Origin of the sequence: Saccharothrix longispora, from assembly GCF_031455225.1 — a bacterium.
Classification (GTDB): Bacteria; Actinomycetota; Actinomycetes; order Mycobacteriales; family Pseudonocardiaceae; genus Actinosynnema; species Actinosynnema longispora.
On sequence record NZ_JAVDSG010000001.1, the window covers coordinates 1,988,197 to 2,011,799 of the forward strand.

Annotated in this window: 16 protein-coding genes; 9 read left to right on the top strand and 7 right to left on the bottom strand. The window is 71.9% G+C overall.

What is annotated here, in order from left to right; translation table 11 throughout:
- Window positions 1-3: 3 nt before the first annotated feature.
- From J2S66_RS08360 to J2S66_RS08370, 3 genes are all read right to left on the bottom strand, one after another.
- The gene (locus J2S66_RS08360) at window positions 4-984 is read right to left on the bottom strand and encodes a pectate lyase family protein (protein ID WP_310305883.1); all 981 of its coding nucleotides are present in this window, start codon (window positions 982-984) and stop codon (window positions 4-6) included.
- Window positions 981-2,006: a pectate lyase family protein gene (locus J2S66_RS08365; protein ID WP_310305886.1), complete on the bottom strand. Its 1,026-nt coding sequence runs from the start codon at window positions 2,004-2,006 to the stop codon at window positions 981-983. The genes J2S66_RS08360 and J2S66_RS08365 overlap by 4 nt, the downstream gene beginning before the upstream one ends.
- A gap of 193 nt (window positions 2,007-2,199) precedes the next feature.
- A complete protein-coding gene (locus tag J2S66_RS08370; protein WP_306747782.1) occupies window positions 2,200-3,234 on the bottom strand; it encodes a LacI family DNA-binding transcriptional regulator in 1,035 nt (344 codons plus the stop codon).
- A 255-nt stretch (window positions 3,235-3,489) separates the two neighbouring features.
- Between J2S66_RS08370 and J2S66_RS08375 the strand changes: the two genes are divergently transcribed.
- The 4 genes from J2S66_RS08375 to J2S66_RS08390 are packed head-to-tail and all read left to right on the top strand — an operon-like array spanning window position 3,490 to window position 7,919.
- On the top strand, window positions 3,490-4,734 hold the full coding sequence (locus tag J2S66_RS08375) for an ABC transporter substrate-binding protein (protein ID WP_310305890.1): 1,245 nt from the start codon (window positions 3,490-3,492) through the stop codon (window positions 4,732-4,734).
- Window positions 4,734-5,657 carry a carbohydrate ABC transporter permease gene (locus J2S66_RS08380; protein ID WP_306747785.1) on the top strand — a complete coding sequence of 308 codons (924 nt, stop codon included), beginning with the start codon at window positions 4,734-4,736 and terminating at the stop codon, window positions 5,655-5,657. The genes J2S66_RS08375 and J2S66_RS08380 overlap by 1 nt, the downstream gene beginning before the upstream one ends.
- A 10-nt stretch (window positions 5,658-5,667) precedes the next feature.
- Window positions 5,668-6,546, top strand: coding sequence for a carbohydrate ABC transporter permease (locus J2S66_RS08385; protein ID WP_306747786.1), 879 nt, complete (start codon window positions 5,668-5,670; stop codon window positions 6,544-6,546).
- The gene (locus tag J2S66_RS08390) at window positions 6,546-7,919 is read left to right on the top strand and encodes a GH1 family beta-glucosidase (RefSeq protein ID WP_310305894.1); all 1,374 of its coding nucleotides are present in this window, start codon (window positions 6,546-6,548) and stop codon (window positions 7,917-7,919) included. The genes J2S66_RS08385 and J2S66_RS08390 overlap by 1 nt, the downstream gene beginning before the upstream one ends.
- 70 nt (window positions 7,920-7,989) lie before the next feature.
- Here J2S66_RS08390 and J2S66_RS08395 read toward each other — a convergent pair whose 3' ends face one another.
- Both J2S66_RS08395 and J2S66_RS08400 read right to left on the bottom strand, forming a co-directional pair.
- Window positions 7,990-8,772: a DUF3152 domain-containing protein gene (locus J2S66_RS08395; RefSeq protein ID WP_310305896.1), complete on the bottom strand. Its 783-nt coding sequence runs from the start codon at window positions 8,770-8,772 to the stop codon at window positions 7,990-7,992.
- Window positions 8,769-10,346, bottom strand: a complete 1,578-nt coding sequence (locus J2S66_RS08400; protein ID WP_310305898.1) for a putative glycoside hydrolase — start codon at window positions 10,344-10,346, stop codon at window positions 8,769-8,771. Before J2S66_RS08400 ends, J2S66_RS08395 begins: the two co-directional genes overlap by 4 nt.
- Before the next feature lie 129 nt (window positions 10,347-10,475).
- Between J2S66_RS08400 and J2S66_RS08405 the strand changes: the two genes are divergently transcribed.
- On the top strand, window positions 10,476-11,507 hold the full coding sequence (locus tag J2S66_RS08405; RefSeq protein WP_310305902.1) for a polysaccharide deacetylase family protein: 1,032 nt from the start codon (window positions 10,476-10,478) through the stop codon (window positions 11,505-11,507).
- A 137-nt stretch (window positions 11,508-11,644) separates the two neighbouring features.
- Here J2S66_RS08405 and J2S66_RS08410 read toward each other — a convergent pair whose 3' ends face one another.
- Entirely contained in the window at window positions 11,645-13,711 is a 2,067-nt protein-coding gene (locus J2S66_RS08410; protein WP_310305904.1) for a hypothetical protein, read from the bottom strand.
- A gap of 296 nt (window positions 13,712-14,007) precedes the next feature.
- Between J2S66_RS08410 and J2S66_RS37280 the strand changes: the two genes are divergently transcribed.
- From J2S66_RS37280 to J2S66_RS08435, 4 genes are all read left to right on the top strand, one after another.
- Window positions 14,008-17,502, top strand: a complete 3,495-nt coding sequence (locus tag J2S66_RS37280) for an ATP-binding protein (RefSeq protein WP_486374918.1) — start codon at window positions 14,008-14,010, stop codon at window positions 17,500-17,502.
- Window positions 17,503-17,522: 20 nt separating this feature from the next.
- Entirely contained in the window at window positions 17,523-21,305 is a 3,783-nt protein-coding gene (locus J2S66_RS08425; protein ID WP_310305906.1) for a DNA topoisomerase (ATP-hydrolyzing), read from the top strand.
- 114 nt (window positions 21,306-21,419) lie between these two features.
- A complete protein-coding gene (locus J2S66_RS08430; RefSeq protein WP_310305908.1) occupies window positions 21,420-22,088 on the top strand; it encodes a hypothetical protein in 669 nt (222 codons plus the stop codon).
- Window positions 22,089-22,196: 108 nt separating this feature from the next.
- Window positions 22,197-22,433, top strand: a complete 237-nt coding sequence (locus J2S66_RS08435; RefSeq protein WP_310305910.1) for a hypothetical protein — start codon at window positions 22,197-22,199, stop codon at window positions 22,431-22,433.
- Here J2S66_RS08435 and J2S66_RS08440 read toward each other — a convergent pair.
- Window positions 22,411-23,511: an acyl-CoA dehydrogenase family protein gene (locus tag J2S66_RS08440; protein WP_310305913.1), complete on the bottom strand. Its 1,101-nt coding sequence runs from the start codon at window positions 23,509-23,511 to the stop codon at window positions 22,411-22,413. The two genes, J2S66_RS08435 and J2S66_RS08440, sit on opposite strands and share 23 nt — an antisense overlap.
- Window positions 23,512-23,603 lie beyond the last annotated feature (92 nt).

The following is a 23,603-nucleotide window of genomic DNA, read 5'->3' on the forward strand; positions in this document are numbered from 1 at the left end:
TCCTCAGATCCGGCCCACGCCGACACCGGCGGGCACCGTGGTCGGCAGGTTCGCGGGGTTGTCGGGTGTGTACGAGTAGTAGGTGCGGGGCTCCACGACGGTGCCCGCGGTCTGCGGCGCGCCGGAGTTCGAGTAGACGTTGTCGCGCTCCACCACGCGACCGGGGCCGCTCTCGTCGTAGCCCACGTAGATCGGGTGCGGCACGTTCTGGAAGTGGTTCGACTCGACCAGCACGCCCGCGTTCTCCGTCGAGGCCACGCCGTAGAGCGCGTTGTCGCGGAAGTAGTTGTTGTAGACGTGGATCGGCTCGCCGAACCGCACGCGCGGGTGGCGCTGCGCGGTGCGGTCGAAGTAGTTGTGGTGGAACGTGGTGCGCAGCTTGCCGGTGTCCGGGCCCGCGTTGGAGTCGGAGTGGCCGAGCAGCGCGGTCTTGCTGTGGTCGTGGAAGTGGCACCACGACACGGTGATCAGGTCCGCCCCGCGCACGATGTCGATCAGGCCGTCCGCGCCGCCGCTGAGGTCGCAGTGGTCGATCCAGACGTGGTGCGAGGACTGCTGGATGCTGATCGCGTCGTCGTCCGCGCCGGTGAACCGCAGGTTGCGGATGATCACGTTCTGCCGGCGGTACACGTCCAGGCCGCCGCCCCTGATCTCCGCGCCGGGCAGGCCGATGACGGTCTTGTTCGACCGCAGGGCCTGCTTGCTGCTGAACCGCATGATCCCGTCGACCTGGATCACGTAGGGCTCGTTGCGGTCGCAGTAGTCCAGGAACGCCTCGGTGTCGCGCACCGTCACGACGGGACCGCCGGCACCGCCGGTGGTGCCGTTCCGGCCGAGCAGGTTCGTGCCCGCGAAGCCGTCGGCGGTGGCGAACGGCGCGGCCCAGACGGGGCTCGTGGTCGCCGGGGCGCTGCGCGCGGTGGCGGCGGTCAGGGCGGTGGCGGCGGTTCCCGCGAGGAGGCCGCGCCTGCTGATGGGGCTCATGACCGTCCCTCTCGGATCTTGCCGACGCCCGCGCCGGCGGGCACGACGGTGGGCACCTCGGCGGCGCGGTGCGGGGTATAGGGGTAGTACGTGCGGGGCTCCACGACGGTGCCGCGGGTCTCGATCGCGTGGTTGCAGTCCACGAGGATGTTGTCGCGCTGCACCATGCGGCCCAGGTCGCCGCTGAAGTCCACCCGGCCCGGGTTGTTGACGCTGTGGAAGTAGTTGCCCTCCAGCACCACGCCCGCGTTCATCGCCGAGGCCACGCCGTAGCTGTTGTCGCGGTAGTAGTTGTTGTAGACGTGCACCGACTCGCCGAACCGGACGCGCGGGTTGCGCTGGTCGGACCCGTCGAAGTGGTTGTGGTGGTACGTCACCCGCAACCGGCCGACGTCCTGCGCCGCGTTGTCGTCGTCGTGACCGAGCAGGAGCGTTTTGTCGTGGTCGTGGAACCTGTTCCAGGAGACCGTCACGAAATCGGAACCGCGCTTGATGTCGACCGCGCCGTCGTCGCCGTTCGAGAAGTCGTTGTGGTCGATCCAGATGTGGTGGCTGAACATCTGCACGTTGATCAGGTCGTCGGTCGCGCCGGTGATCGACAGGTTGCGGATGATGATGTTGTGCACCGCGTTCGCGGGCGGGGTGGTCACGTCGTCGTCGACCGGCAGGCCGATGTTCAGGCCGCCGCCGGAGAGCCGCGCGTCGCTGCCCAGACCGATGATCGTCTTGTCCGAGGCGACCGGGTGCATGCCGTCGGTGGTGCCGGTCGGTAATGCGATCGTGCCTCTGACCTGGACCGTCAGTGGCTCGGGGCGGGCGATGTAGTCGAGGAACTGCGCCGTGGTGGTCGCCGTGACGGTCGTGCCGCCCGCGCCTCCGGTGGTGCCGTTCTGGCCCAGGGCGTTGACGGAGGCGAACCCGTCCGCGGGGCCCGCGGCGAGCGCGGGCGCGGGGGCGGCGACGGTTGCGCCGAGGACGGCGAGGACGGGCAGGGCGCGCTTCAACACCGGTGTCGTGCGCATGGAGGTCCTTTGTCGAAAGGAATTCAGGGGGCCGGGAAAAGGCCTTTCCCCATCGCACCGTAAGCGCTCTTTTTCGACGTGTCAACGGTTCGCCGGGGTTCACGTATGTGAGCTGGGGAATTCACATACGTGAGCTTGTTCGACGAATTCGATTCGTGCTCGCCGGTCGTCGGGGCGGCGTTCGGCGGCGACCTCAGCGGCTGGAGGAGCGCACCACGAGCCTCGTCGGCAGGAACGCGGGCGGCGGCGTCGCGCCGTCGTGCACCATGGTCAGCACCGCGTGCGCGGCGGCCACCCCGATGCCCGCCTTGTCCTGGGCGAGGGTGGTCAGCGGCGGGTCGACCAGCGCGGCCAGCTCGATGTCGTCGAACCCGACCACCGCCACGTCGTCGGGCACGCGCAACCCGGCGTGGCGGGCGGCCAGCAGGGCGCCCACGGCCATCTCGTCGCTCGCGCAGAACACCGCCGTCGGCGGCTCGGGCAGGGCGATCAGCGACCGCATCGCCGCCTGGCCGCTGGGCCGGTAGAAGTCGCCCTCCGCCACGTGGGCGTCCGGCACCTCCAGACCCGCCTCGGCCATCGCGGCGCGGAACCCCGCGAGCCGGTCGGCGGCCGGCCGGTTGGCGCGCGGCCCGGTGATGGTGGCGATCCGGCGGTGCCCGGCGGCGACCAGGTGCCGCACGGCCAGGTGCGCGCCCCCGACGTTGTCGGAGGTGACGAAGGTGGCGCGCGGCCCCTCCACGGCCACGTCGACCGCGACGCACGGCAGGCCCGACTGGGCGAACGCGGCGAACGCGGGCGCGTCGGACCCGCTGTCGATGAGCACCAGCCCGCCCAGGCTGTGCCGCCGGGTCATGTTCACGTAGGCGACCGGGTCGGCCAGCGACGCCCCGACCGCGCGCAGCGCCGCCGACCCGCTGGTGGCGAGCATCAGCAGGTGGTAGCCGTGGGCGCTCAGCGCGGACTTCAGGCCGATCAGCAGCTCCTGGAGGTACGGGTGCCGCCAGCCGGGCCGCCGGTGGTCGGTGTCCCACACCAGGCCGATCAGCCCGGACTTCTTGGTGGCCAGCGCGCGGGCCGACTCGTTGGGGCGGTAGTCCAGCTCGCGGGCCACCCGCTCGACCACTTCGCGCTTTTCCTTGCTGACCGTGAGGGGCTGGTTGAAAACGCGTGAAACGGTTGCCACGGACACCCCGCACAGCTGCGCGATCTCCCGGATCGTCGTCATCTCCCGGCCTTTCTTTGTAACCGCTTACAGGACCGCCCGGGGCGGTGCCTGACCAGCTTGGACACGGTACCACCTGCGAAAACGCCGATCGACTGAAACGGTCAGGTTACCGCTTCGTTACTTGACGGTGTGGTGTCCCGGGACTGTCATGTACTGCACACCGACCGGGTCGCGTTCCCGGTCGAATTCGCCGGAAACCCCCGGATCGACCCTACGCGTGTCCGGCGTGCCCGAAATGGAAAGAGGAGCCTCGAAATGAGACGAGCCGGGACCCTGGTGGGCGTCGGCCTGCTGGCCGCGACGCTGGTGACGGCCTGCGGCGGTGATGCGAGCGACGGCAAGACCCGGATCACCGTGGGCATGTTCGGCAACTTCGGTTACCAGCAGCTGTTCGAGGAGTACGAGAAGGCGCACCCGGACATCGACATCACCGACCGCACCGCCTCCTACTCCGACCACCACAAGAACCTCGCCGCCCACCTCGCCACCAACAACGGCGCGGCCGACATCGAGGCCATCGACTCCGGCTACATCAACCAGTTCAAGGCCACCCCGGACCGGTTCGTCCAGCTCCCCGACGACCTCAAGGACCGCTGGCTGGACTGGAAGTGGGAGGCGTCGCTGTCCAAGGACGGCAAGCAGATCGGCTACGGCACCGACATCGGCGGCCTGGCCATCTGCTACCGCCGCGACCTGCTGGAGGCAGCCGGCCTGCCCGCCGAGCGCGAAGCGGTCTCGGCGATGTGGCCGGACTGGGAGTCGTTCATGGCCAAGGGCCGCGAGTTCCAGGCCCGGGCGCCGCAGGGCACCAAGTGGTTCGACGGCGGCCCGTCGCTGCTCAACGCCATCGTCGGCCAGGCGCCGACCGGCTACTACGACAAGGACGACAAGATCGTCGTCGGGGAGAACGCCGACATCCGCAAGGGCTGGGACCTCGTCGCGCAGGGCGTCGCCGACGGTCTGTCCGCGGGTCTGCTGTACAGCACGCCGCAGTGGAACACCGGCTTCAAGCAGAGCCAGTTCGCCACCGTGATCTGCCCCGCCTGGCAGATGGCCAAGATCAAGGACCAGGCGCCGGACACCGCCGGCAAGTGGGACCTGGCCGCCGTGCCCGGCGGCGGCGGCAACTGGGGCGGCTCGTACCTGACCGTCCCCAAGCAGGGCAAGAACACCGACAAGGCCCTCGCCCTGGCCGAGTGGCTGACCGCGCCCGAGCAGCAGGCCAAGGTGTTCGCCAGCAACAACCTGCTGCCCTCGACGAACAAGGCGCTCAGCGAGCAGTCCGTCGGCCAGTACACCGACCCGTTCTTCAACAACGCCCCCGTCGGCGCCGTCTTCACCGCCGCCGCGCGCGCCCTCAAGCCCCAGTACCAGGGCCCCAAGGCCGGTGACGTGCAGACCGAGCTCGGCAACGCCATGCAGCGCGTCGAGCAGGGCAAGCAGAGCGCCGCGGAGTCGTGGGAGCAGTTCGTCGGCGACGCGAAGAAGCTCGAAGGCTGATGACCGGCCTGAACTGGCGCGAACGCCGCCACCGCTGGGACACCCGGTACGCGCCGTACGCCTACATCGCGCCGTACTTCCTGCTGTTCTCGGTGTTCGGCCTGTTCCCGCTGCTCTACACCGCGTGGGTGTCGATGCAGGACCGCAACCTGCTCGACGGTGACGCGGCGACGTTCATCGGCCTGGACAACTACGTCCAGCTGCTGACCGCGGACCCGTACTTCTGGAACGCGATGGGCAACACGCTCAGCCTGTGGCTGCTCACCACCGTTCCGCAGATCCTGTTCGCGCTCGGCATCGCGCAGCTGCTCAACCGGCGGCTGCGCGGCCGGACGTTCTTCCGGATGGGCGTGCTGCTGCCGAACATCACCTCGGTGGCGGCGGTGACGATCATCTTCGCCCAGCTGTTCGGCCGCGACTTCGGGCTGGTCAACTGGGGCCTGGAGCTGTTCGGCGCGGGCCGGGTCGACTGGCAGGCGGGCACCGGCTCCTCGCACACCGCCATCGCGGCGATGGTGGTGTGGCGCTGGACCGGCTACCACGCGCTGATCTTCCTGGCGTCCATGCAGGCCATCCCGTCGACGGTGTACGAGGCGGCCCGGCTGGACGGCGCGAACGCGTGGCAGCAGTTCTGGCGCATCACCGTGCCCATGCTCCGCCCGCAGATCATCTTCTCCACGGTGATCGCCACCGCGGGCAACATGCGGCTGCTGGCCGAACCCCTGCTGTTCAACCCGGGCGCCGCCGCGGCGACCGGCGGGTCGGACCGGCAGTTCCAGACCGCCGCGCTCTACCTCTACGAGCAGGGCTTCGCGAAGTTCGACTTCGGCTACGCCTCGGCGATCGCCTGGCTGCTGCTGATCGCCACGATCGCCATCACGGGCCTGAGCTACCTGGCCGCGCGCCGCATCCGCACCGACTGAAAGGCGACCCATGACCAGCCTGCTCGACCGGCCGGCCCCGGTCGCACCGCCGCCGGCCAGGCGCAAGCGCGCGGTGCGGCTGCCCGGTCCGTGGACCTACGCGGCGCTGATCGCGGTGCTCGCCGGGTCCGCGTTCCCGGTGTACTGGTCGCTCGTGGTGTCCTCGCAGACACCCGACAAGGTGGACAGCGTGCCGCCGGTGCTGGTGCCCGGCGGCAACCTGGCCGCGAACATCGCCCGCGTGTTCGACCAGTCCGACTTCGCCCTGGCGCTGTGGAACTCCATCGTGGTGTCGGGGACCATCACGCTGTCCGTGGTGTTCTTCTCCACGCTCGCCGGCTTCGCCTTCGCCAAGCTCCGCTTCCGCGGCCGCTCGGCGCTGATGCTGCTGGTGGTCGCCACCCAGGCGGTCCCGACCGAACTCGGCGTCATCCCGCTCTACATGATGATGAGCGACTTCGGCTGGGCGGGGGAGATCCACGCGGTCATCGTGCCCGGCCTGGTCACCGCGTTCGGCGTGTTCTTCATGCGCCAGTACTTCGAGCGGGCCGTGCCCGACGAGCTGCTCGAAGCCGGCCGGATGGACGGGTGCAGCTCGATCCGCCTGTACTGGCACGTCGTGCTGCCCGCCGCCCGCCCGGCCGCCGCCGTCCTCGGCCTGTTCACGTTCATGCAGGCGTGGAACGACTTCTTCTGGCCGCTGGTGGTGCTCACCCCGGAGAACCCCACCGTGCAGACCGCGCTGTCCACCCTGGCCAGCGGCTACACCACCGACTACACACTCGTGCTCACCGCGGCGACGATCGGCACCCTGCCGGTGCTCGCGGTGTTCCTCCTGTTCGGCCGGCAGATCGTCGGCGGGATCATGCAAGGAGCGCTGAAAGGCTGATGACCGACTTCCCCCGAGGCTTCCGCTGGGGCGTCGCCACCTCCTCGTACCAGATCGAGGGAGCGGCGGACGCGGACGGCAGAGGACCGTCCATCTGGGATGCGTTCGCCGCGGTGCCCGGCGCGGTCGCGAACGGCGACACCGGCGCCGTCGCGTGCGACCACTACCACCGCATGCCCGAGGACGTGGCGCTGCTCGGCGAGCTGGGCGTGGACGCCTACCGCTTCTCGGTGTCCTGGTCGCGGGTGCTGCCGACCGGCGCGGGCGCCGTCGAGCCGCGCGGCCTGGACTTCTACTCCCGGCTCGTCGACGAGCTGCTGGGACGCGGCATCGAGCCGTTCCTCACGCTCTACCACTGGGACCTGCCGCAGGCCCTGGAGGAGCGGGGCGGCTGGCGCTCCCGCGACACCGCGCTGAGGTTCGCCGACTACGCGCTCGTCGTGCAGGAGGCGCTGGGCGACCGCGTGACGAAGTGGACGACGTTCAACGAGCCCTACGTGTCCTCGATCGTCGGCTACGGCGAGGGCAGGCACGCGCCCGGCGCACGGGAGGGCCACGGCTCGCTCGCCGCCGCCCACCACCTGCTGGTCGCCCACGGCTTGGCGGTGCGCGCGCTGCGCGAGGCGCGCCCCGACCACGAGTTCGGCATCGTGCTCAACCAGTCGCCCTCGGTGCCGGTGACCGGCTCGGACGCCGACGCCGCCGCCGCGCGCCGGCACGACCTGCTGCTGCGCCGCCAGTTCACCGAGCCGCTGTTCGGCGGCGCCTACCCGGAGGACTACGAGGAGACCTTCGCCGGCGTCACCGACGCCTCGTTCCGCCTCGACGGCGACCTGGAGCTGATCGGGCAGCCGCTCGACTACGTCGGCATCAACTACTACTACCGGCAGCACGTGGCCGACGCGCCGCACCGCGACCCCGACCCGGCCACCCGCACGTCGATCGACATCGGCATCGACACCACGCGGCTGCCCGACGTGCCGCGCACCGCGATGAACTGGCCCGTCGAGCCGCACGGCCTCACCGACACCCTGGTGGGCCTCACGCGGCGCTACCCGGACCTGCCGCCGGTGTACGTCACCGAGAACGGCTGCGTGTACCCGGACAACCCCGGGTTCGTCGACCAGGAGCGCATCGAGTTCCTGCGCACCCACCTCGCCGCGGCGCGGGACGCGATCGACGCGGGCGTCGACCTGCGCGGCTACTTCGTGTGGTCGTTCCTGGACAACTTCGAGTGGGCGCACGGCTACCGGCCCCGCTTCGGGCTGGTCCACGTCGACTACGGGACGCTGGTCCGCACCCCGCGCGCCAGCTTCCACTGGTACCGGGACCTGGTCGCCGAGCAGCGCGCCGCGGTGGGCGCTGCGGGGTGATCCGCGAGCCACCGCCGTGCGGGCGCCGACCCGTGCGGCGGTGGCGTCCGACCCGTCCCCGCCCACCCGCTCACGGCCACGGGTTCGCCGTGCACGCCTTCCCGTCCGGGACGACGAGCACCCCCTGGTCGGTGCCGTTCACGATCGCCGCCAGCTCGTCGTTCGCCGTGCTCAGCGTCTGCTGCATCATCAGCGGCGCCGGGCCGCCGTCCACCGGGCACACCTCGTGCCCGCGCCCCAGGAAGTGCCCGACCTCGTGGTTGACCGCGTAGAAGCGGTAGCCGCGCAGGTCGCGGCCGAACGCGTGCGCGCCCCGGAACCAGCGCGCCGCGCTCAGGTACACCACCGACCCGGTCCGGCACGACGTGTCGTAGGGCAGCTCGAACCCGCACCGGGCGCGTGCCGTGTCCTGCGACGTCAGCCGGACCCGCAGCGCCGGCTCGCCGTGGTCGACCCGCCGGAACGCGTAGCCGTGCGTCCGCCACCCGCGCGGGTGCAGCAGCGCCAGGTCGACCACGGCGGCGAACGAGTCGTCGCCCTGCGGCAGCCGCACCCCGTCCTCGACCTCCACCGAGTACGCGACGCCGTCCGCCGGACCCAGCGAACCCGGCACGACGCGGAACGTGTCCGCGCCCCGCTGCGGGAACGGCAGTCCGCCCGGCAGGTCGGCGTCGGTGGTGCGCAGCGAGTCGATCCGGGCGCTCGGCGCCGGCCGGGTCGGCTCGGGCACCACGCCGCCGCGCGGCCACACGACCGTGGTGGCCCGCGACGCCGCGCCGGCGTCCAGGACCACCACCGTCGCGGCGGCCAGGCACAGCCCGGTCAGGTAGGGGAGCAGCGGCCACGGCCTCATGCGGGCGTCAACCCCGCCGCGTCGTACCGGCACGCCGCGTTCCACAGCAGGAACGACGGCACGCCCGCGTCCCGCGACGCCACCACCTGCGCCTGCACCTCGCCCGGCCCGTAGTGGTGGCCCATCGAGAACGCCTGCAACCAGGGGATCACCGTCGCCCCCGTGCCCTCGGTGAGCCGCACGAAGTCCGCGACGGACGCCTTCACGATCTCGTACGGCTGCGCGTTCGGGTTGCCCACCCCGTACTCGCCGGGACCCCAGTGCGACGGGTAGACCATCGGCGCCACGTAGTCGACGTGCTTCGAGAGCACCGGGATGTCCTGCGCGATGTCGGTGCCGCTGTGCGCGGCGATGCCGAACACCGACGCCCCCAGGTAGGTCCCGAGCGGGCGCAGCACCTCGCGGTTGTCCCGCAGGAAGTCCGCGATCGACTGCTCGGGCGTGGTGGTCAGGCCCGGGAACACCATCTGGCCCAGCGGGCCGTCCGGCCGGCGCACGTAGTCGTAGAGGACGTCGTCGAAGCCCAGCTCGGCGGCCTCCTTCGCGATCGCGGTGTTGTAGTCGCGCACCTCGGCGTCGGCGAAGTTCGTGAACGCGTACTCGCCGTAGTGCGCCGACCAGGGCGCGCCCGAGGTGTTCTGGGCGACGCGGTCCCGCGCCCCGGACTCCCACGACGCCTTGCCGAGCACCGGGTCGCGGAACGCCACCAGCCGGCCGACCACGCGCAGGCCCAGGCCGTGCAGCTCGTCGAGCACGGCGCGGGCGTCGTAGTAGTTCTTGTTCGCGCCCACCTGCCGGGCCAGCGGCACCTGCGAGTCGTACCCGATCTCGCCGCTCTCGTCCTTGATGTCGAGCTGCACCGTGTCGATGCGCTTCTCGCGGGCCAGCGCCAGCACCGGTTCGCGCAGGTCGGCCGACGCCCAGGCCAGCGCGCTCATGTGCACCGCGCGCATCCCGGGGTGCGTCACCGTCACCGGCACGTCCTGGTGCCGCGTGTTGCCCGCCGCGTCGCCCGCCTCGACCCGCACGGTCGCGGGCACCGCCGCCAGCGACGCCTCGAACCGGCCGTCGCGCACCGGCACCCGCTGGTCGCCGACCTGCACGGTCTCCGCGCCGTCCGCGGCGCCCTTCACCACCACCGGACCGCGCGGCGACGACGCCTCCACCGAGTCCACGGTCAGCTCCGGCGGCGTGCCGTCCACGGTGAAGGCGTGCTCCACCTCGGCGTCGGGCATCCACGGCAGCGGGCTCGCCGCGCGCACCGACAGGGTGTGCGCCCCCTCGTCCAGCTCCAGCCCGGCCAGCGTCATGCGCCCGTCGACCCGCTGCACCTCGACCGGCTTCCCGTCCACCTGCACGGTGACACGATCGAGCTTGCCGGGGTCCGCGGTGGTGATGGACACGCGCCCGACACCCGAAGGAGTGACAACGGACCCGTCGGCCAGGTCGGCGACCGCGAGACCCACCCCGCGGCCTTGCACGATCGTGGTGACGACCCCCGCGACCAGCAGGAGGACCACCGCGCCGACCGCCGGTATCAGGACTCGCTTCAGCTTGCGGGGCGTCTCGGGCATCGGTGCGGCTCCGATCTCGGCACGACTGGGACCACCAGCGACTAACCGGCCCGGCGAAGATCAAACCGAAGGTCCTCCGAAGGTGTGTACACCCGATCGCGCCGGTCGGATCGGCGCGACGATCAGGGCGTGAACACGTCGTCGAAGAAGGTCGCGCTCGTCCTCACCGCCGTCCTGTGCGCCGCCTGCGGCCAGGACGCGAGCCAGGCGCCCGCGCAGCTCGCACCGTCCGCGTCCGCCGCCGCGGCCCAGTCCCCGACACCCTCGCCGCCGGCGCCCGACCCGGCCTCGGTGGGCGCCAACGAGCTGGGTCAGGTGCCCGTGCTGATGTACCACCGGCTCACCGACCAGCCCACCTCGGTCTACGACCGCACGCCCGCGGCGTTCCGCGCGGAGCTCGAACGGCTGGCCGCCGAGGGCTACGTGCCGGTCACCACCACCGAGTACGCCACCGGCGGGATCGACATCCCGGCGGGCAAGCACCCCGTCGTGCTGACGTTCGACGACGGCGACCCCACCCAGTTCGCCCTCGGCCCGGACGGGCGGCCGGTGCCCGGCACCGCCGTGGCCACCCTCCTCGACGTCGCCGCCAGCAACCCCGGCTTCCGCCCCGTGGCGAGCTTCTACGTCAACGCCGCGCCGTTCGGCTCACCCGACGGCGGCGGCGTCCTGCCGTGGCTGCGCGACCACGGCTTCGAGATCGGCAACCACACCCGGACCCACACCAACCTCGCCGGCGCGGACGACACCGGCGTGCAGGAGGCCATCGCCCTCGGCCAGCGCGAGATCCAGCGCGCCGTCCCCGACCTCGTCGTGACCAGCCTCGCCCTGCCCTTCGGCGCCGCCCCCGCGAACGCCGCCCTGGCCGCGCGCGGCGCCTTCGACGGCGCCTCCTACGACCACGCCTGCGTGCTGCTGGTGGGCTCGAACCCCGCCCCGTCGCCGTTCGCCCCCGACTTCAACCCCCTGGCCACCCCGCGCATCCGCTCCCAGGACGCCACGGGCCAGGAGGCCGAGTACGGCTCCACCGCCTGGCTGGACAAGCTGGCCGCCACCCCGACCGCCCGCTACACCTCGGACGGCGACCCGAGCCGCATCTCGCACCCCGCCGCGGCCGGCCCCCCGGCCGACCACCACGCCGCCCGCTCCCACCCCTACTGACCGAACACCCACCCGCGAGTCGTACGTCCAGGTCCCGCGAGTCGTACGTCCAGGTCCCGCGAGTCGTACGTCCAGGTCCCGCGAGTCGTACGTCCAGGACCTCCGAGTTCCACGTTCAGGACCTCCGAGTTCCAGGTTCAGGCGTGCGCGCGCGCCTGGTTGCGCAACGCCACCGCCGCCCGCTCCAGCGCGCCCAGCACGCCCGACGGCAGCTCGTGGTGCTTGCCCACCACCTCCTGGAGCATCACCTGCATCGGCGCGGACTCCTCCGCCTCCGCCACCGCCAGCACCTTGAACGCCGTGCCCGGCGCGAACACCACCCGCTCCTGCAACAAGCTGCCGAACGAGTCCACCACCGACACCCGACGACCCGTCACCGACCACAGCAGGAACTCCACCCGCCCGTCGACCGGCACCACCGGCCCCGCCACCGTGCTCAACAACCCGTGCTCCACCAGCACGTCACCCGTCCGGTACCGCTGCGCCTCACCCCAGCACACCGTCACGCCCTGGTGCACCGGCAGCCGCCGCAAGCCCGACACCATGCCCGCCGCGTACGGCCACAACCGACCCAACCGACCCAGCCGCAACGCCTCGGTGACGATCTCCTCGTCCTGCTGGAGGCACGCGGACACCGCCGCCAGGTCCGTCACCACCGCCTCGAACGCCTCCGCGTCCTCCGGCCGCTCCGCGATGTGCCGGCACGCCACCGCGGCGTGCTCCCCGTACCGCTCGCCCAGCATCCGCCGCAGCGCGTCCCGCTCCTGCTCGGTGCTGCGGTGCTCCACCGGCACGACCTCGTCGCCCGGCCGCTCGCCCCACACCGGCGCGGGCGACGTGCCCAGCGGCCCGTCCACGCTCAGGGGCACCGGCTCGTCGGGCACCACCGGCGCCGGCTCGTCCTCGGCCACCGGCGGCCGGGGCAGCGGCGTCGGGTCGCAGAACACCACCCTCAGCAGCCTGCGCACCTCCGGCTCCAACCGCTCCACCAGCGACGCGCCCGCCACCGCCACCGCGCCCGCCGTCGTGCGCCCCGGCGTGCCCACCGTCAACCGCGCCCACTCCGGGTCCACCGGCAACGCCCGCACCTCGGCGCTGATGTCCTCCGCGTCCCGCACCCACAACCCCGACGGCACGACCTCCAGGTACACCCCGCCACCCAGGTCGAACACCCCCGGACCGCGCTCCACCATCCCCGGCACCGGCGGCCGGTACCCCGCCACCACCGGCTGGCCGGCCGGCGCGTACCGCACCTCCGTCACGTACGGCCGCCACGTCTGCTGGCCGCGCGGGTTCACCGCCACCACCGCCGCACCGGTCCGCAGCGCGCCCACCGGCAGACCCGTGTACAGCGACACCGGCTCGCCCAGCTCGTCCGCCACCGCCTGACCCTGGTGGTCGCCGCCGTACCACACCAGCCGCACCCGCGACCGCGCCGCCGACGACAACCCGCCCAGCAGCCGGCACACCTCCTCGGTCGGGATCGGCGGCTGACCCGGCCCACCCACCACGACCGTCAGCACGTTGTCCCGGCACGGCAACCCCACCACCGGCCGCGAGTCCGGCGAACCCGGGTCGAACGGCACCCGCTGGGCCCGCAGCCACAACCCCGCCGGGATCGGCTCCGACACCCCCACCTCGCCCGTCGGCCACGGCGCGTTCGGGTCCACCGCCTCCCACTGCGGGACCGGGAACCGCCTGCCCATCGGCACCGGCGACGCGCCCGGCAGGAACCGCAGCCAGCACCCGTACCCGCCCGCGCCCGCGACGAACGCCGCACCCGGCACCGTCGTCACCGCGCCGTCCGGCGCCACGACCTCGGCCTGCAACTGCTCCGTCAGCCACTGCGCGGGAGCCGTCGGCCGCATCGACCCCGAGTGCGACGTCATCAACCGCACCGGACCCCGACCCTGCAACGCCGCCGCCACCGCCGGCCAGAACCCCGCCTCGTCACCGTGCGGCGGGTCGACCACGACCACCGTCCGCCCCCGGTCCACCGGCAGGCCCCGCCCCAGTGCCAACGCCTGCTGACCCGCCCCGCCGGGCGGCCCCACCACCAGCGCCGCACCCGCGAACACCGCCGAGAACTGCGCCGGCGGCGGGGGAGGGGGTGTGCTCACGGGTACCGCCACCGGCTCGAACTCCGGTTCGACACCCTGCTCCACCAGCGGGGGCGTCTCCTTCGGCGCGGCACGTCGGAACATTCGGGCGCCCTCCAGGCAGTACTCGACCGAGACCCCGCACCCTACCCGGAACGGGTGACGCCGACCCTGGCAGCTCACCCCCCGCGCTCGTCCACAGTGGACCACTCGCCCGGCCCGGAAGTGAGCCGGACCACTCGCACTGCGTGACCGGATGTCCACGAACAGTGTCCGAACAGGCATTCGAACGGCGAACCGGGCCTTTCCGCATCGGTCGGCCGAAGAATGTCGGACCCGGCGGTTACCCTCCACTACCGTGAACCGCTCCACGCACGCCACGACCTGGGGAGAACGACCCGGTGACCGCTGAGATCCTGTACGGGGCCGACGACCTGACCCACCTCGAAGGTCTGGAAGCGGTTCGCAAGCGGCCCGGCATGTACATCGGCTCCACCGACAGCAGGGGCATCAACCACCTGTTCACCGAGGTGGTCGACAACTCCACCGACGAGGGCGTCGCCGGCCACGCCACCACGATCGTCGTCACCCTCCACCCGGACACCAGCGTCCAGGTCGACGACGACGGCCGCGGCATCCCCACCGGCACCCACGCCAAGTCCGGCCTCTCCGGCGTCGAACTCGTCCTCACCCGCCTGCACGCCGGCGGCAAGTTCGGCGGCTCCGGCTACAAGACCTCCGGCGGCCTGCACGGCGTCGGCGCCTCCGCCGTCAACGCCCTCTCCCTCCGCTACGACGTCGTCGTCCGCCGCGAGGGCAAGACCCACGAGATGTCCTTCGCCCACGGCGTGCCCGGCGTCTTCGACGGTCCCGGCCCCGACGCGCCGTTCACCCGCGAATCCGGCCTCCGCGTCACCGGTCGGACGAGGAAGACCGGCACGTCCACCCGCTACTGGTACGACGCCCGCTACTTCGAGAACGGCGCCAAGCTCGACGTCGACGCCGTCCGGGCCAAGCTCCGCAACACCGCCTTCCTCGTCCCCGGCGTCACCTACGTCCTGCGCGACCACACCGGCGAGACCAGGACCGAGGAGACCTTCCACTTCCCCGGCGGCCTCGCCGACATGGTCGACTTCCTCGCCCCCGCGAACGACAAGCCCGTCTCCGGCACCCTCCTCGTCAACGGCACCGGCGTCTACCACGAGAACGCCGCCGACGAGAACGGCGTCATGCGCTCCAAGGTCGAGCGCCACGCCGAGGTCGAGATCGCCCTGCGCTGGGGCACCGGCTACGAACGCACCGTCGAGTGCTTCACCAACACCATCCGCAACGTCCACGGCGGCACCCACCGCCGCGGCTTCGAGCGCGCCGTCCTCAAGGCCGTGCAGGACGCCATCGGCCGCACCCGGGGCCTCCTCAAGCCCAAGGAGGACCCGCCCACGCTCGACGACGTCCTCGAAGGCATGACCGCCGTCGTCCACGTCCGCATCCCCGAACCGCAGTTCACCTCGCAGACCAAGGACGAGCTGTCCACCGCCGGCATCACCCGCGTCACCCTCGGCATCGTCGAGAAGCACATCAAGGCGTGGACCGAGGACCGCCGCACCAAGGGCGAGGCCAAGATCGTCCTGCAGAAGGTCGTCGACGCCTCCCGCGTCCGCCTGACGCAGAAGCAGCAGAAGGACGCGGCCCGCCGCAAGACCGCCCTCGAAGGCGCCGCGATGCCGCCCAAGCTGGTCGACTGCCGCTCCACAGGTGTTTCGCGAAGCGAACTGTTCCTCGTGGAAGGCGACAGCGCCCTCGGCTGCTTCACCGGCGACACCCTCGTCGCGCTGGCCTCCGGGCATGCCATGAGCTTCGCCGATCTCGCGGCCGATTGGGAACGCGGCGTCACGCACTTCGGCTACACCACCAACAAGGCAGGTCGGGTCGTCGTCGCCCCCCTGGTCGAACCACGGATGACCAAGCGCGATGCCCCGATCGTCCAGGTCACCCTGGACAGCGGCGAATCGGTCCGCTGCACTCCCGACCACCTGTTCCGGCTCCGCGACGGCTCCTACCGACGAGCCGATCAACTGGGTGTCGGCGACTCCCTGATGCCCCTCTACCGCTCGGTCTCGGCCAAGTCGGCCGGCGACAAGCTCGATGGCTACGAGCGGGTCTGGATGAACGACCGCCAGGAGTGGGTCTACACCCACTACCTCGCGGATGCCCACAACCTGCGCCACGGCCTCGACAGCGCGGACAACGGCACAGTCCGCCACCACGTCGACGTCGACAAGCGCAACAACGACCCCCGCAACCTGCGGCGCATGACCTGGGAAGACCACTCCGCCCTGCACGCGGCGATGATGGGCGAGCACGTCCACGCCGGCTACCGAGCGTGGCTGGCCGACGGCGGACTCGAATTCAAGTCGGCAATGCTCTCGTCCCAGTGGCGCGACCCGGACTTCCGCCAGTCCTGCCTCGCCAGGCTCGCAGCGCTCAACGCCGACCCCGAATTCCGGCAGCGGATCGAGCAGGGTTTCCAGGACTGGTACGGCTCGTTGACCGATGACGAGCGCGCCGAGTACGCCGAGCGCATGCGCGAGCGGCAGGCCGCCTACTGGGCCGATCCCGAGCACCGCGCCCGTGCGGCCGAACGGGTCAGGGCGTTCTTCGCCGACCCCGCTCGGCGTGAGGAGTGGCGCGAGCGATCACTGGCACAGTGGCAGGACGAGGACCTGCGCGCCTGGCGTTCCCGGGCGACAACCGAGCAGTTCGCCGATCCGGCCGAACGGGAACGGCAGCGCGCCGCGGTCGCCGCATGGCACCGGGACAACCCCGAATTCGGCAGGCAGCACTCGGCCCGGATGGCCGCCCGCCTGCTCGACCCCGACACGGGTCACCTCGCGGCCGTCCAGGCAGGTCGGCGCAACTACGTCGAAAGCGTGCCCAAGGCCGACCGCGTTGCCCGGCAGCGCGATGGCAGGCGCCTTGCCGCACTCAAGCGCCTGCGTCCGTTCCTGACGATGACCGACACCGAACTCGCCGCCGCATACGAGTCGGACCGCAGGGTCAACGCCCGTACCGGCTTGCGGTTCGACCGGCTGCTCGCGGGGTTCGACGGAGACCTGCACCGGCTCCGTGAAGCGGCGGGCCAGATCAACCACACCGTCACCGCCGTCGAGCCACTGGCCGAGACGGCCGACGTGTACGACCTCACCGTCGACGGCTACCACAACTTCGCGCTCGAAGCAGGCGTCTTCGTCCACAACAGCGCCCGCATGGCCCGCGTCTCCGAGTACCAGGCACTCCTGCCCCTGCGTGGCAAGATCCTCAACGTGCAGAAGGCCAGCCTCGCCGACACCCTGCGCAACGCCGAGATCGCCTCCATCGTCCAGGTCCTCGGCGCCGGCACCGGCCGCACCTTCGACCTGTCGACCATGCGCTACGGCCGCGTCATCCTCATGGCCGACGCGGACGTCGACGGCTCGCACATCCGCACCCTGCTCATCACGCTGTTCGCCAAGTACATGCGGCCCGTCATCGAGGACGGGCGGCTCTACGCGGCCATGCCCCCGCTGCACAAGGTGGTGACCAAGGGCCGCAACCCGGAGACCCACTTCACCTTCACGCAGCGCGAGATGGAGCAGAAGGTCGCCCGCCTGGAGAAGGCCGGCAAGACCGTCGTCAAACCGGTGCCCCGGTTCAAGGGCCTCGGCGAGATGGACGCCGACGAGCTGTGGGACACCACGATGAACCCGGCCACCCGGTCGGTGCGCCGCATCACCATGCACGACGCGGAGGCCGCGGAAGCCGCGCTGGAGCTGCTGATGGGGGAGAAGGTCGAGCCGCGCCGGGCGTGGCTCGTCGAATCGGCCGCCCGGGTCGACCAGTCCGCGATCGACGTCTGAACACGAGGGAACGACCGACCATGGCACGCCGCAAGACCCCGGTGACGAGGGTCGACCCGTCCGCCTTCGACAACGCGGGCGCGAAGGTCTTCGACAACTCCCTGACGACCGAGATCGAGGACTCGTACCTGGAGTACGCCTACTCGGTCATCCACTCCCGCGCCCTCCCGGACGCGCGTGACGGCCTCAAGCCCGTGCACCGGCGCATCCTCTTCTCGATGAACGAGCAGGGCTACCGGCCCAACAGCCCCTACGTGAAGTCGTCGCGGGTCGTGGGTGACTGCTTCGTGCGGGGAGCGCTGGTCTCGACCCCGGACGGCTTGCGGCCGATCGAGGAGATCGAGGTCGGTGACCTCGTCCTGGACGGCGGCGGTGAGCCGGTCCCGGTGAGCGCCGTGTACGAGAACCCGGTGTCCGAACTGGTCCGGGTCACCTGGTCCAACGGTCACTCGATGCTGGTCACGCCGGGGCAGCGGTTCCGCACCGTCGCCGACGACCTGTCCGTCGAGTGGACCGGTGCCCGGGACCTGGCCGGTCGGCTGACCGTCGGGTTCGGCGCGAACCGGAGCCCTTCATCCCAGACCGGAGGGGATGTCTTCCCCTACGTCCTCGGCTTGCTGGTCGCGGAGGGGTTCGCGGTGCACCGGTCGCGTCCCGAGGATGGTCGGGTACGGCTGCGCACGTGCGACGTCGGGCCGCTCGACGTCGCGCACGGCTGGGCGATCACGGCCGGGGTGGGGGTGTCCCGGGGCAAGCGGGGAGCGCGCAACCCGAAGCGCCGTGACCAGCACGTCCTGACCTTCGCCCGGAACGAGGACCTGCTGGAGGTGGCCCACCCGCTCGGCGGTGCCAAGGAGGTGCCGCCGTCGGTCCTGCGCGACCGGTCGACGTGGGGTCCGTTCCTGGCGGGGCTGTTCGACGGTGACGGGTACGTCCGCAGGAAGAACCGGGAGGTCGTCTTCGTCGGCACGAGTGCGCGGTTGATCGGGCAGGTGCACGCGATGCTCGCCGATTTCGGCCTGCACGGTCACCACTGGTCGCAGCAGCGCGCCGGGGTGAAGCGGCCGGGTGGCCTGTCGGTGTCCGGGCGCGACGCCGTTGCCCTGGCGCGGGTCCTGCTGCCGTGGTCGAAGGTCGACCACAAGCAGGACGGTCTGCGGCGGCTCATCGGTGTCGAGTACCGGCACGGCGGCGAGCAGGGTGACGACCGCCTGCCGTGCCGTCGGGTGTTCGAGGCCTTCGCGGAAGCGCACCGAGGCGGCGGTCGTTTCCGGGGCGCTGGTGGTGCGGCGTTCCGGGCTCCGTCGTCGGGGACGTCCCGCGCCGATGTCCGGTACGGCGAGGACCGTCACGACACATTGCTCGCGGATCGTCCGTTCTCCTTGGGGCGGGCATTCCAGGACGGGTGGGTCGACACACTCCGACGGATCGGTTCACCGCTGGCGGATCGACTGGAGGCGTTGCACGGCTTCGCTTTCCTTCAGGTCGAGTCGGTGGAGGCGGTGGCGCCGGACACCACCTACGACATCCAGGTCGACACCGAGGAACACGCTTTCGTGGTGGACGGTCTGGTCGTGCACAACTGCATGGGTAAATATCATCCGCACGGTGACACCGCTATTTATGACGCAATGGTGCGGTTGGCGCAGGACTTCTCCCTGAATACTCCGTTGGTCGACGGGCACGGTAATTTTGGAAGTCCGGACGACGGACCGGCTGCCTCGCGTTATACCGAGGCGCGCATGTCGCCCGCCGCGATGTTGTTGGTCGGGGAGTTGGGTGAGGAGACCGTCGACTTCCGGCCCAACTACGACGGTTCGCTGGAGGAGCCCTCGGTCCTGCCCGCGGCCTTCCCGAACCTGCTGGTCAACGGCACGTCGGGCATCGCGGTCGGCATGGCGACGAACATGATCCCGCACAACCTGGGCGAGGTCGTGGCCGCCGCGCGGCACCTGGTGACGCACCCGGACGCGTCGCTGGACGAGTTGATGACCTTCATCCCCGGTCCCGACCTGCCCACGGGCGGGGTGCTGCTGGGCCTGGACGAGGTGCGCAAGGCGTACGAGACCGGGCGCGGTGTGGTGCGGATGCGGGCCAAGGTGGAGACCGGGTTGCTGGAGGGCAGCCGGGGGCGGCAGGCGATCACGGTCACCGAGCTGCCCTACGGGGTCGGACCCGAGAAGATCATCGAGAAGATCACCGACGAGGTGACCAAGTCGAAGCGGCTCACCGGCATCTCGGACGTGAAGGACCTGACCGACCGGGAGAACGGCACCCGGGTCGTGATCGAGTGCAAGGTCGGCGTGAACCCGCAGGCGCTGCTCGCCGACCTGTACCGGCTCACTCCGATGGAGCAGTCGTTCGGCATCAACAACCTGGTGCTGGTGGAGGGGCAGCCGCGCACGTTGGGGCTGAAGGCGCTGTTGGAGGTGTTCCTCCGGCACCGGTACGAGGTGGTGACGCGGCGCACGCGGTTCCGCAAGCGCAAGCGCGAGGACCGGTTGCACCTGGTCGAGGGCCTGTTGAAGGCGCTGCTGGACATCGACAAGGTGATCAGGTTGATCCGGGCCAGCGAGAACGCGGCGGCGGCCCGCGAGGGCCTGATGTCGAAGTTCACGCTGAGCGAGATCCAGGCGAACTACATCCTGGACACGCCGCTGCGCCGGTTGACCCGGTACGACGCGCTGGAGCTGGAGGCGGAGCAGGAGCGGCTGCTCGCGGAGATCGCGGAGCTGTCGAAGATCCTGGACGACCCGGCGGTGCTGCGGCGGGTGGTGTCGAAGGAGTTGAACCAGGTCGCGAAGGACCTGGCGCAGGAGCGGCGGACGACGTTGCTGGACGGCGACCTGAAGGAGGTGCTGGCGGCGTCGAAGCCGGCCGGGCCGCTGGAGGTCGCGGACGACCCGTGCCAGGTTGTGCTGTCGGCGACGGGGTTGGTGGCGCGGACGGCGGCGGAGTCGGAGGAGTCGTCGGAGGCGCGGCGCCGGCGGGGCCGGGTGAAGCACGACGCGGTGGCGGCGACGGTGCACACGACGGCGCGCGGGCAGGTGCTGCTGGTGACGAACCGGGGTCGGGCGCTCAAGACGGACGTGCTGCCGCTGCCGGTGCTGCCGGAGCAGAGCGGCACGTTGTCGCTGAGCGGTGGCATGGCGGCGAGCGAGTTGGTGGACCTGGCGAAGGGCGAGCGGGTCGTCGGCATCGCGCCGCTGGTGGGCGGTGATTCGCCGGGGTTGGCGCTGGGCACGCGGATGGGCACGGTGAAGGTGTGCTCGCCGGAGTGGCCGGTCAGGTCGGACGAGTTCGAGGTGATCACCCTCAAGGAGGGTGACGAGGTGGTCGGCGCGACCTGGTTGGGCGGCTCGGACGAGACGCTGGTGTTCGTGTCGTCGGAGGCGTCGTTGCTGCGGTACTCGGCGTCGCTGGTGCGCCCGCAGGGGCTCAAGGGCGGCGGCATGGCGGGCATCAACCTGGGGCCGGACGCGCACGCGGTGTTCTTCGGGGCGGTCCGGACGGACGACGACGAGCACGGTGAGCCGATGGTGGTGACGTCGTCGGGGCAGAGCGTGAAGGTGACGCCGTTCGCGGTGTACCCGGCGAAGGGGCGGGCGACCGGTGGTGTGCGGGCGCAGCGGTTCCTGAAGGGCGAGGCGGGGCTGGTGCTGGCGTGGGTGGGTCCGCGGCCGGCGGGTGCGGCGCGCAACGGGTCGCCGGTGGAGTTGCCGGAGGTGGACGAGCGGCGGGACGGTTCGGGGCACGCGCACCCGGGTCCGGACGTGGTCGGTCACCTGGTGGAGCGGGACTGAGCCGGGGCGGGCGGCCGCCGGGAGGCGGCCGCCCGCGCGTGGTCGCGCGTCGGTGGTCGTGCGCGAGTGGTCGTCCGCAGGTGTGAGCGGCCGCCGTTGCGGGCACCTCAGGGTGTGATCACCGAGAGCGAAGTGCTGGTCCCGGCGCGGTTCGGCGGTGCGCCGGAGACGGCCCACGGCGGCTACACGTGCGGCCTGCTGGCGACGGCGGTGGAGGTCGTGGGCACGCCGGTGGTGTCGTTGGTGGCGCCCGCGCCGCTGGAGCTGCCGATGCGGCTGGAGGCGGGGCCGGACGAGGCGGTGCTGGTGTTCGGCGAGGAGGTGGTCGCGACGATGACGACCACGGCCGAGACGATCCCGGCGGTGCCCCCGGTGAGCGCGCTGGAGGCGGACCGGGCGGTGGAGGCGTTCGCGGGGCGGGTGGAGCACCCGTACCCGACGTGCTTCGTGTGCGGGCCGGAGAGCGTGGGCGGCCTGCTGCTGGCGCCGGGGCCGGTGGGGCCGAACGCGGTGGCGTGCCCGTGGGTGCCGGCGGAGAACTCGCCCGAGGTGGTGTGGGCGGTGCTGGACTGCCCGGCGAGCTGGGCGACGGACGAGCCGATGGCGTTGACGAGGATGGCGGCGGAGGTGCTCGCCGCGCCGAGGGTGGGTGAGCCGCACGTGGTGGTCGCGTTGCAGGTGCAGCGGGTGGGGCCGGTGGCGAACACGTTGACCTCGATCTACGCCTCGGACGGGACGCTGGTGGCGGTCGCGACGGCGCAGTGGGCGGTGCTGGAGGTGTGAGGCGGTGACCGCTGTGGGGTGTGACCACCGCGCCGGACGTGCGGTCGGCCGGTCCTCAGCCCGATGGCGGATTGTGGGTGGGAGGTGGTGCGCCGGAACCTCGTACCCATGCGGAGAACCCTCAGCGTCCTGGGCGTGTGCGCGGCCCTCCTGTTCGGTGGTGCGCACGTCGCCACCGCTGTGACCGACTGGTCCTGGGTCGGTCCCCACACCACGTACGACGAGTGCGAGCAGAGCGTGCAGGCGTACCGGGACGCGGGCGGCGTGGCGGGGGGCTGCTCCTTCCGGGACCTGCCGTACACCGCCGAGGACGGCTACTACTTCAGGGCGTGGCCGATCCCCTGACCGCGTCCGCGCCGCCGGAACGCCGGCCGCCACCGCGCGGCGGTGGCGGGCACGCGCCGTTCTGGAGGACTTCGCCGTACCGCTCCAGGCTCGCGTGGGGGTGGAGCACGGCGTGCAGGTTCAGCGCGTGCACGTCGCGCCGGACCCGGTGCAGGACCTCGTCGCCCGTGCCGAGCACGTCGGCGGCGTCCTTCGCGCGCAGGCACGCCTCACCGAGGTCGCGGCGCACGCGGGTGCGGTCCTCGGGGGTCCACGGCCGCGTGGTGGAGGACGTGCGGTCGACGGCGTCGGCGGCGCGGTGGACGTGGAACTCGGCCTCGTCGGCCAGCACGGCGGCCTCGCGCGCCCGGGGCGCATCGGGGTGCGCCTGGACGGCTCCGCGGGCGAGGCCGGCGGCGGGTGCGCCGACGGTGGCGCACGCGGCGGCGGCGTAGGGGGCGCGGAACATCGGGCCGGGGGCGGTGTGGTCGCCGTCGAGCAGCGGTGCCAGGTCGAGCACCCGTTCGGGGGGCACGAACACGCCGTCGGCGACGGTGGTGGCGCTGCCGGTGGCGCGCAGGCCGGGGGTGTGCCAGTCATCGAGCACGGTGAGGTCGGCCGTCGGGACGGCCAGCACGACCGGTCGCCCGGTGGTGCGCACGGCCGCGACGACGGTCCAGTCGCTGTGCTGGGCGCCGGTGGTGAACGCCCAGCGGCCGTTGACGAGCACGCCGCCGGGCACGGGGGTGGCGGTCGCGGTGGTGCTGAGGATGCCGGTGATCCGCACGTCCGGTTTGGCGAAGACCTCCTGGCGCACGGCTTCGGGGAACCGGCCGGCGACCCACGCCGACACGGTCCAGACGGCCGCCGTCCAGGCCGCCGAGCCGTCGCCGCGGGCCAGCTCGGCGATCACCCGCACGACGGTGGCCAGGTCGGCCTCCGCGCCGCCGTGCTCGGCGGCGACGCGCATCCGCAGCACGCCGGCGTCGGCCATCGCCTCCAGCGACTCCTCGTGCAGACGGCGGTGCCGGTCGCCCCAGTCGGCGTGCGCGCGCAGGACCGGGACGATCCCGGCGGCGCGCCGGACCAGCTCGTGCACCGTGGCTTCCCCCTGGACGACGTTCGCGCGGCGGTGTGGACACCACCTTGGCGTGGTCCGCGCCACCCGGCAAGAAGGGAATAGCGGAGCAC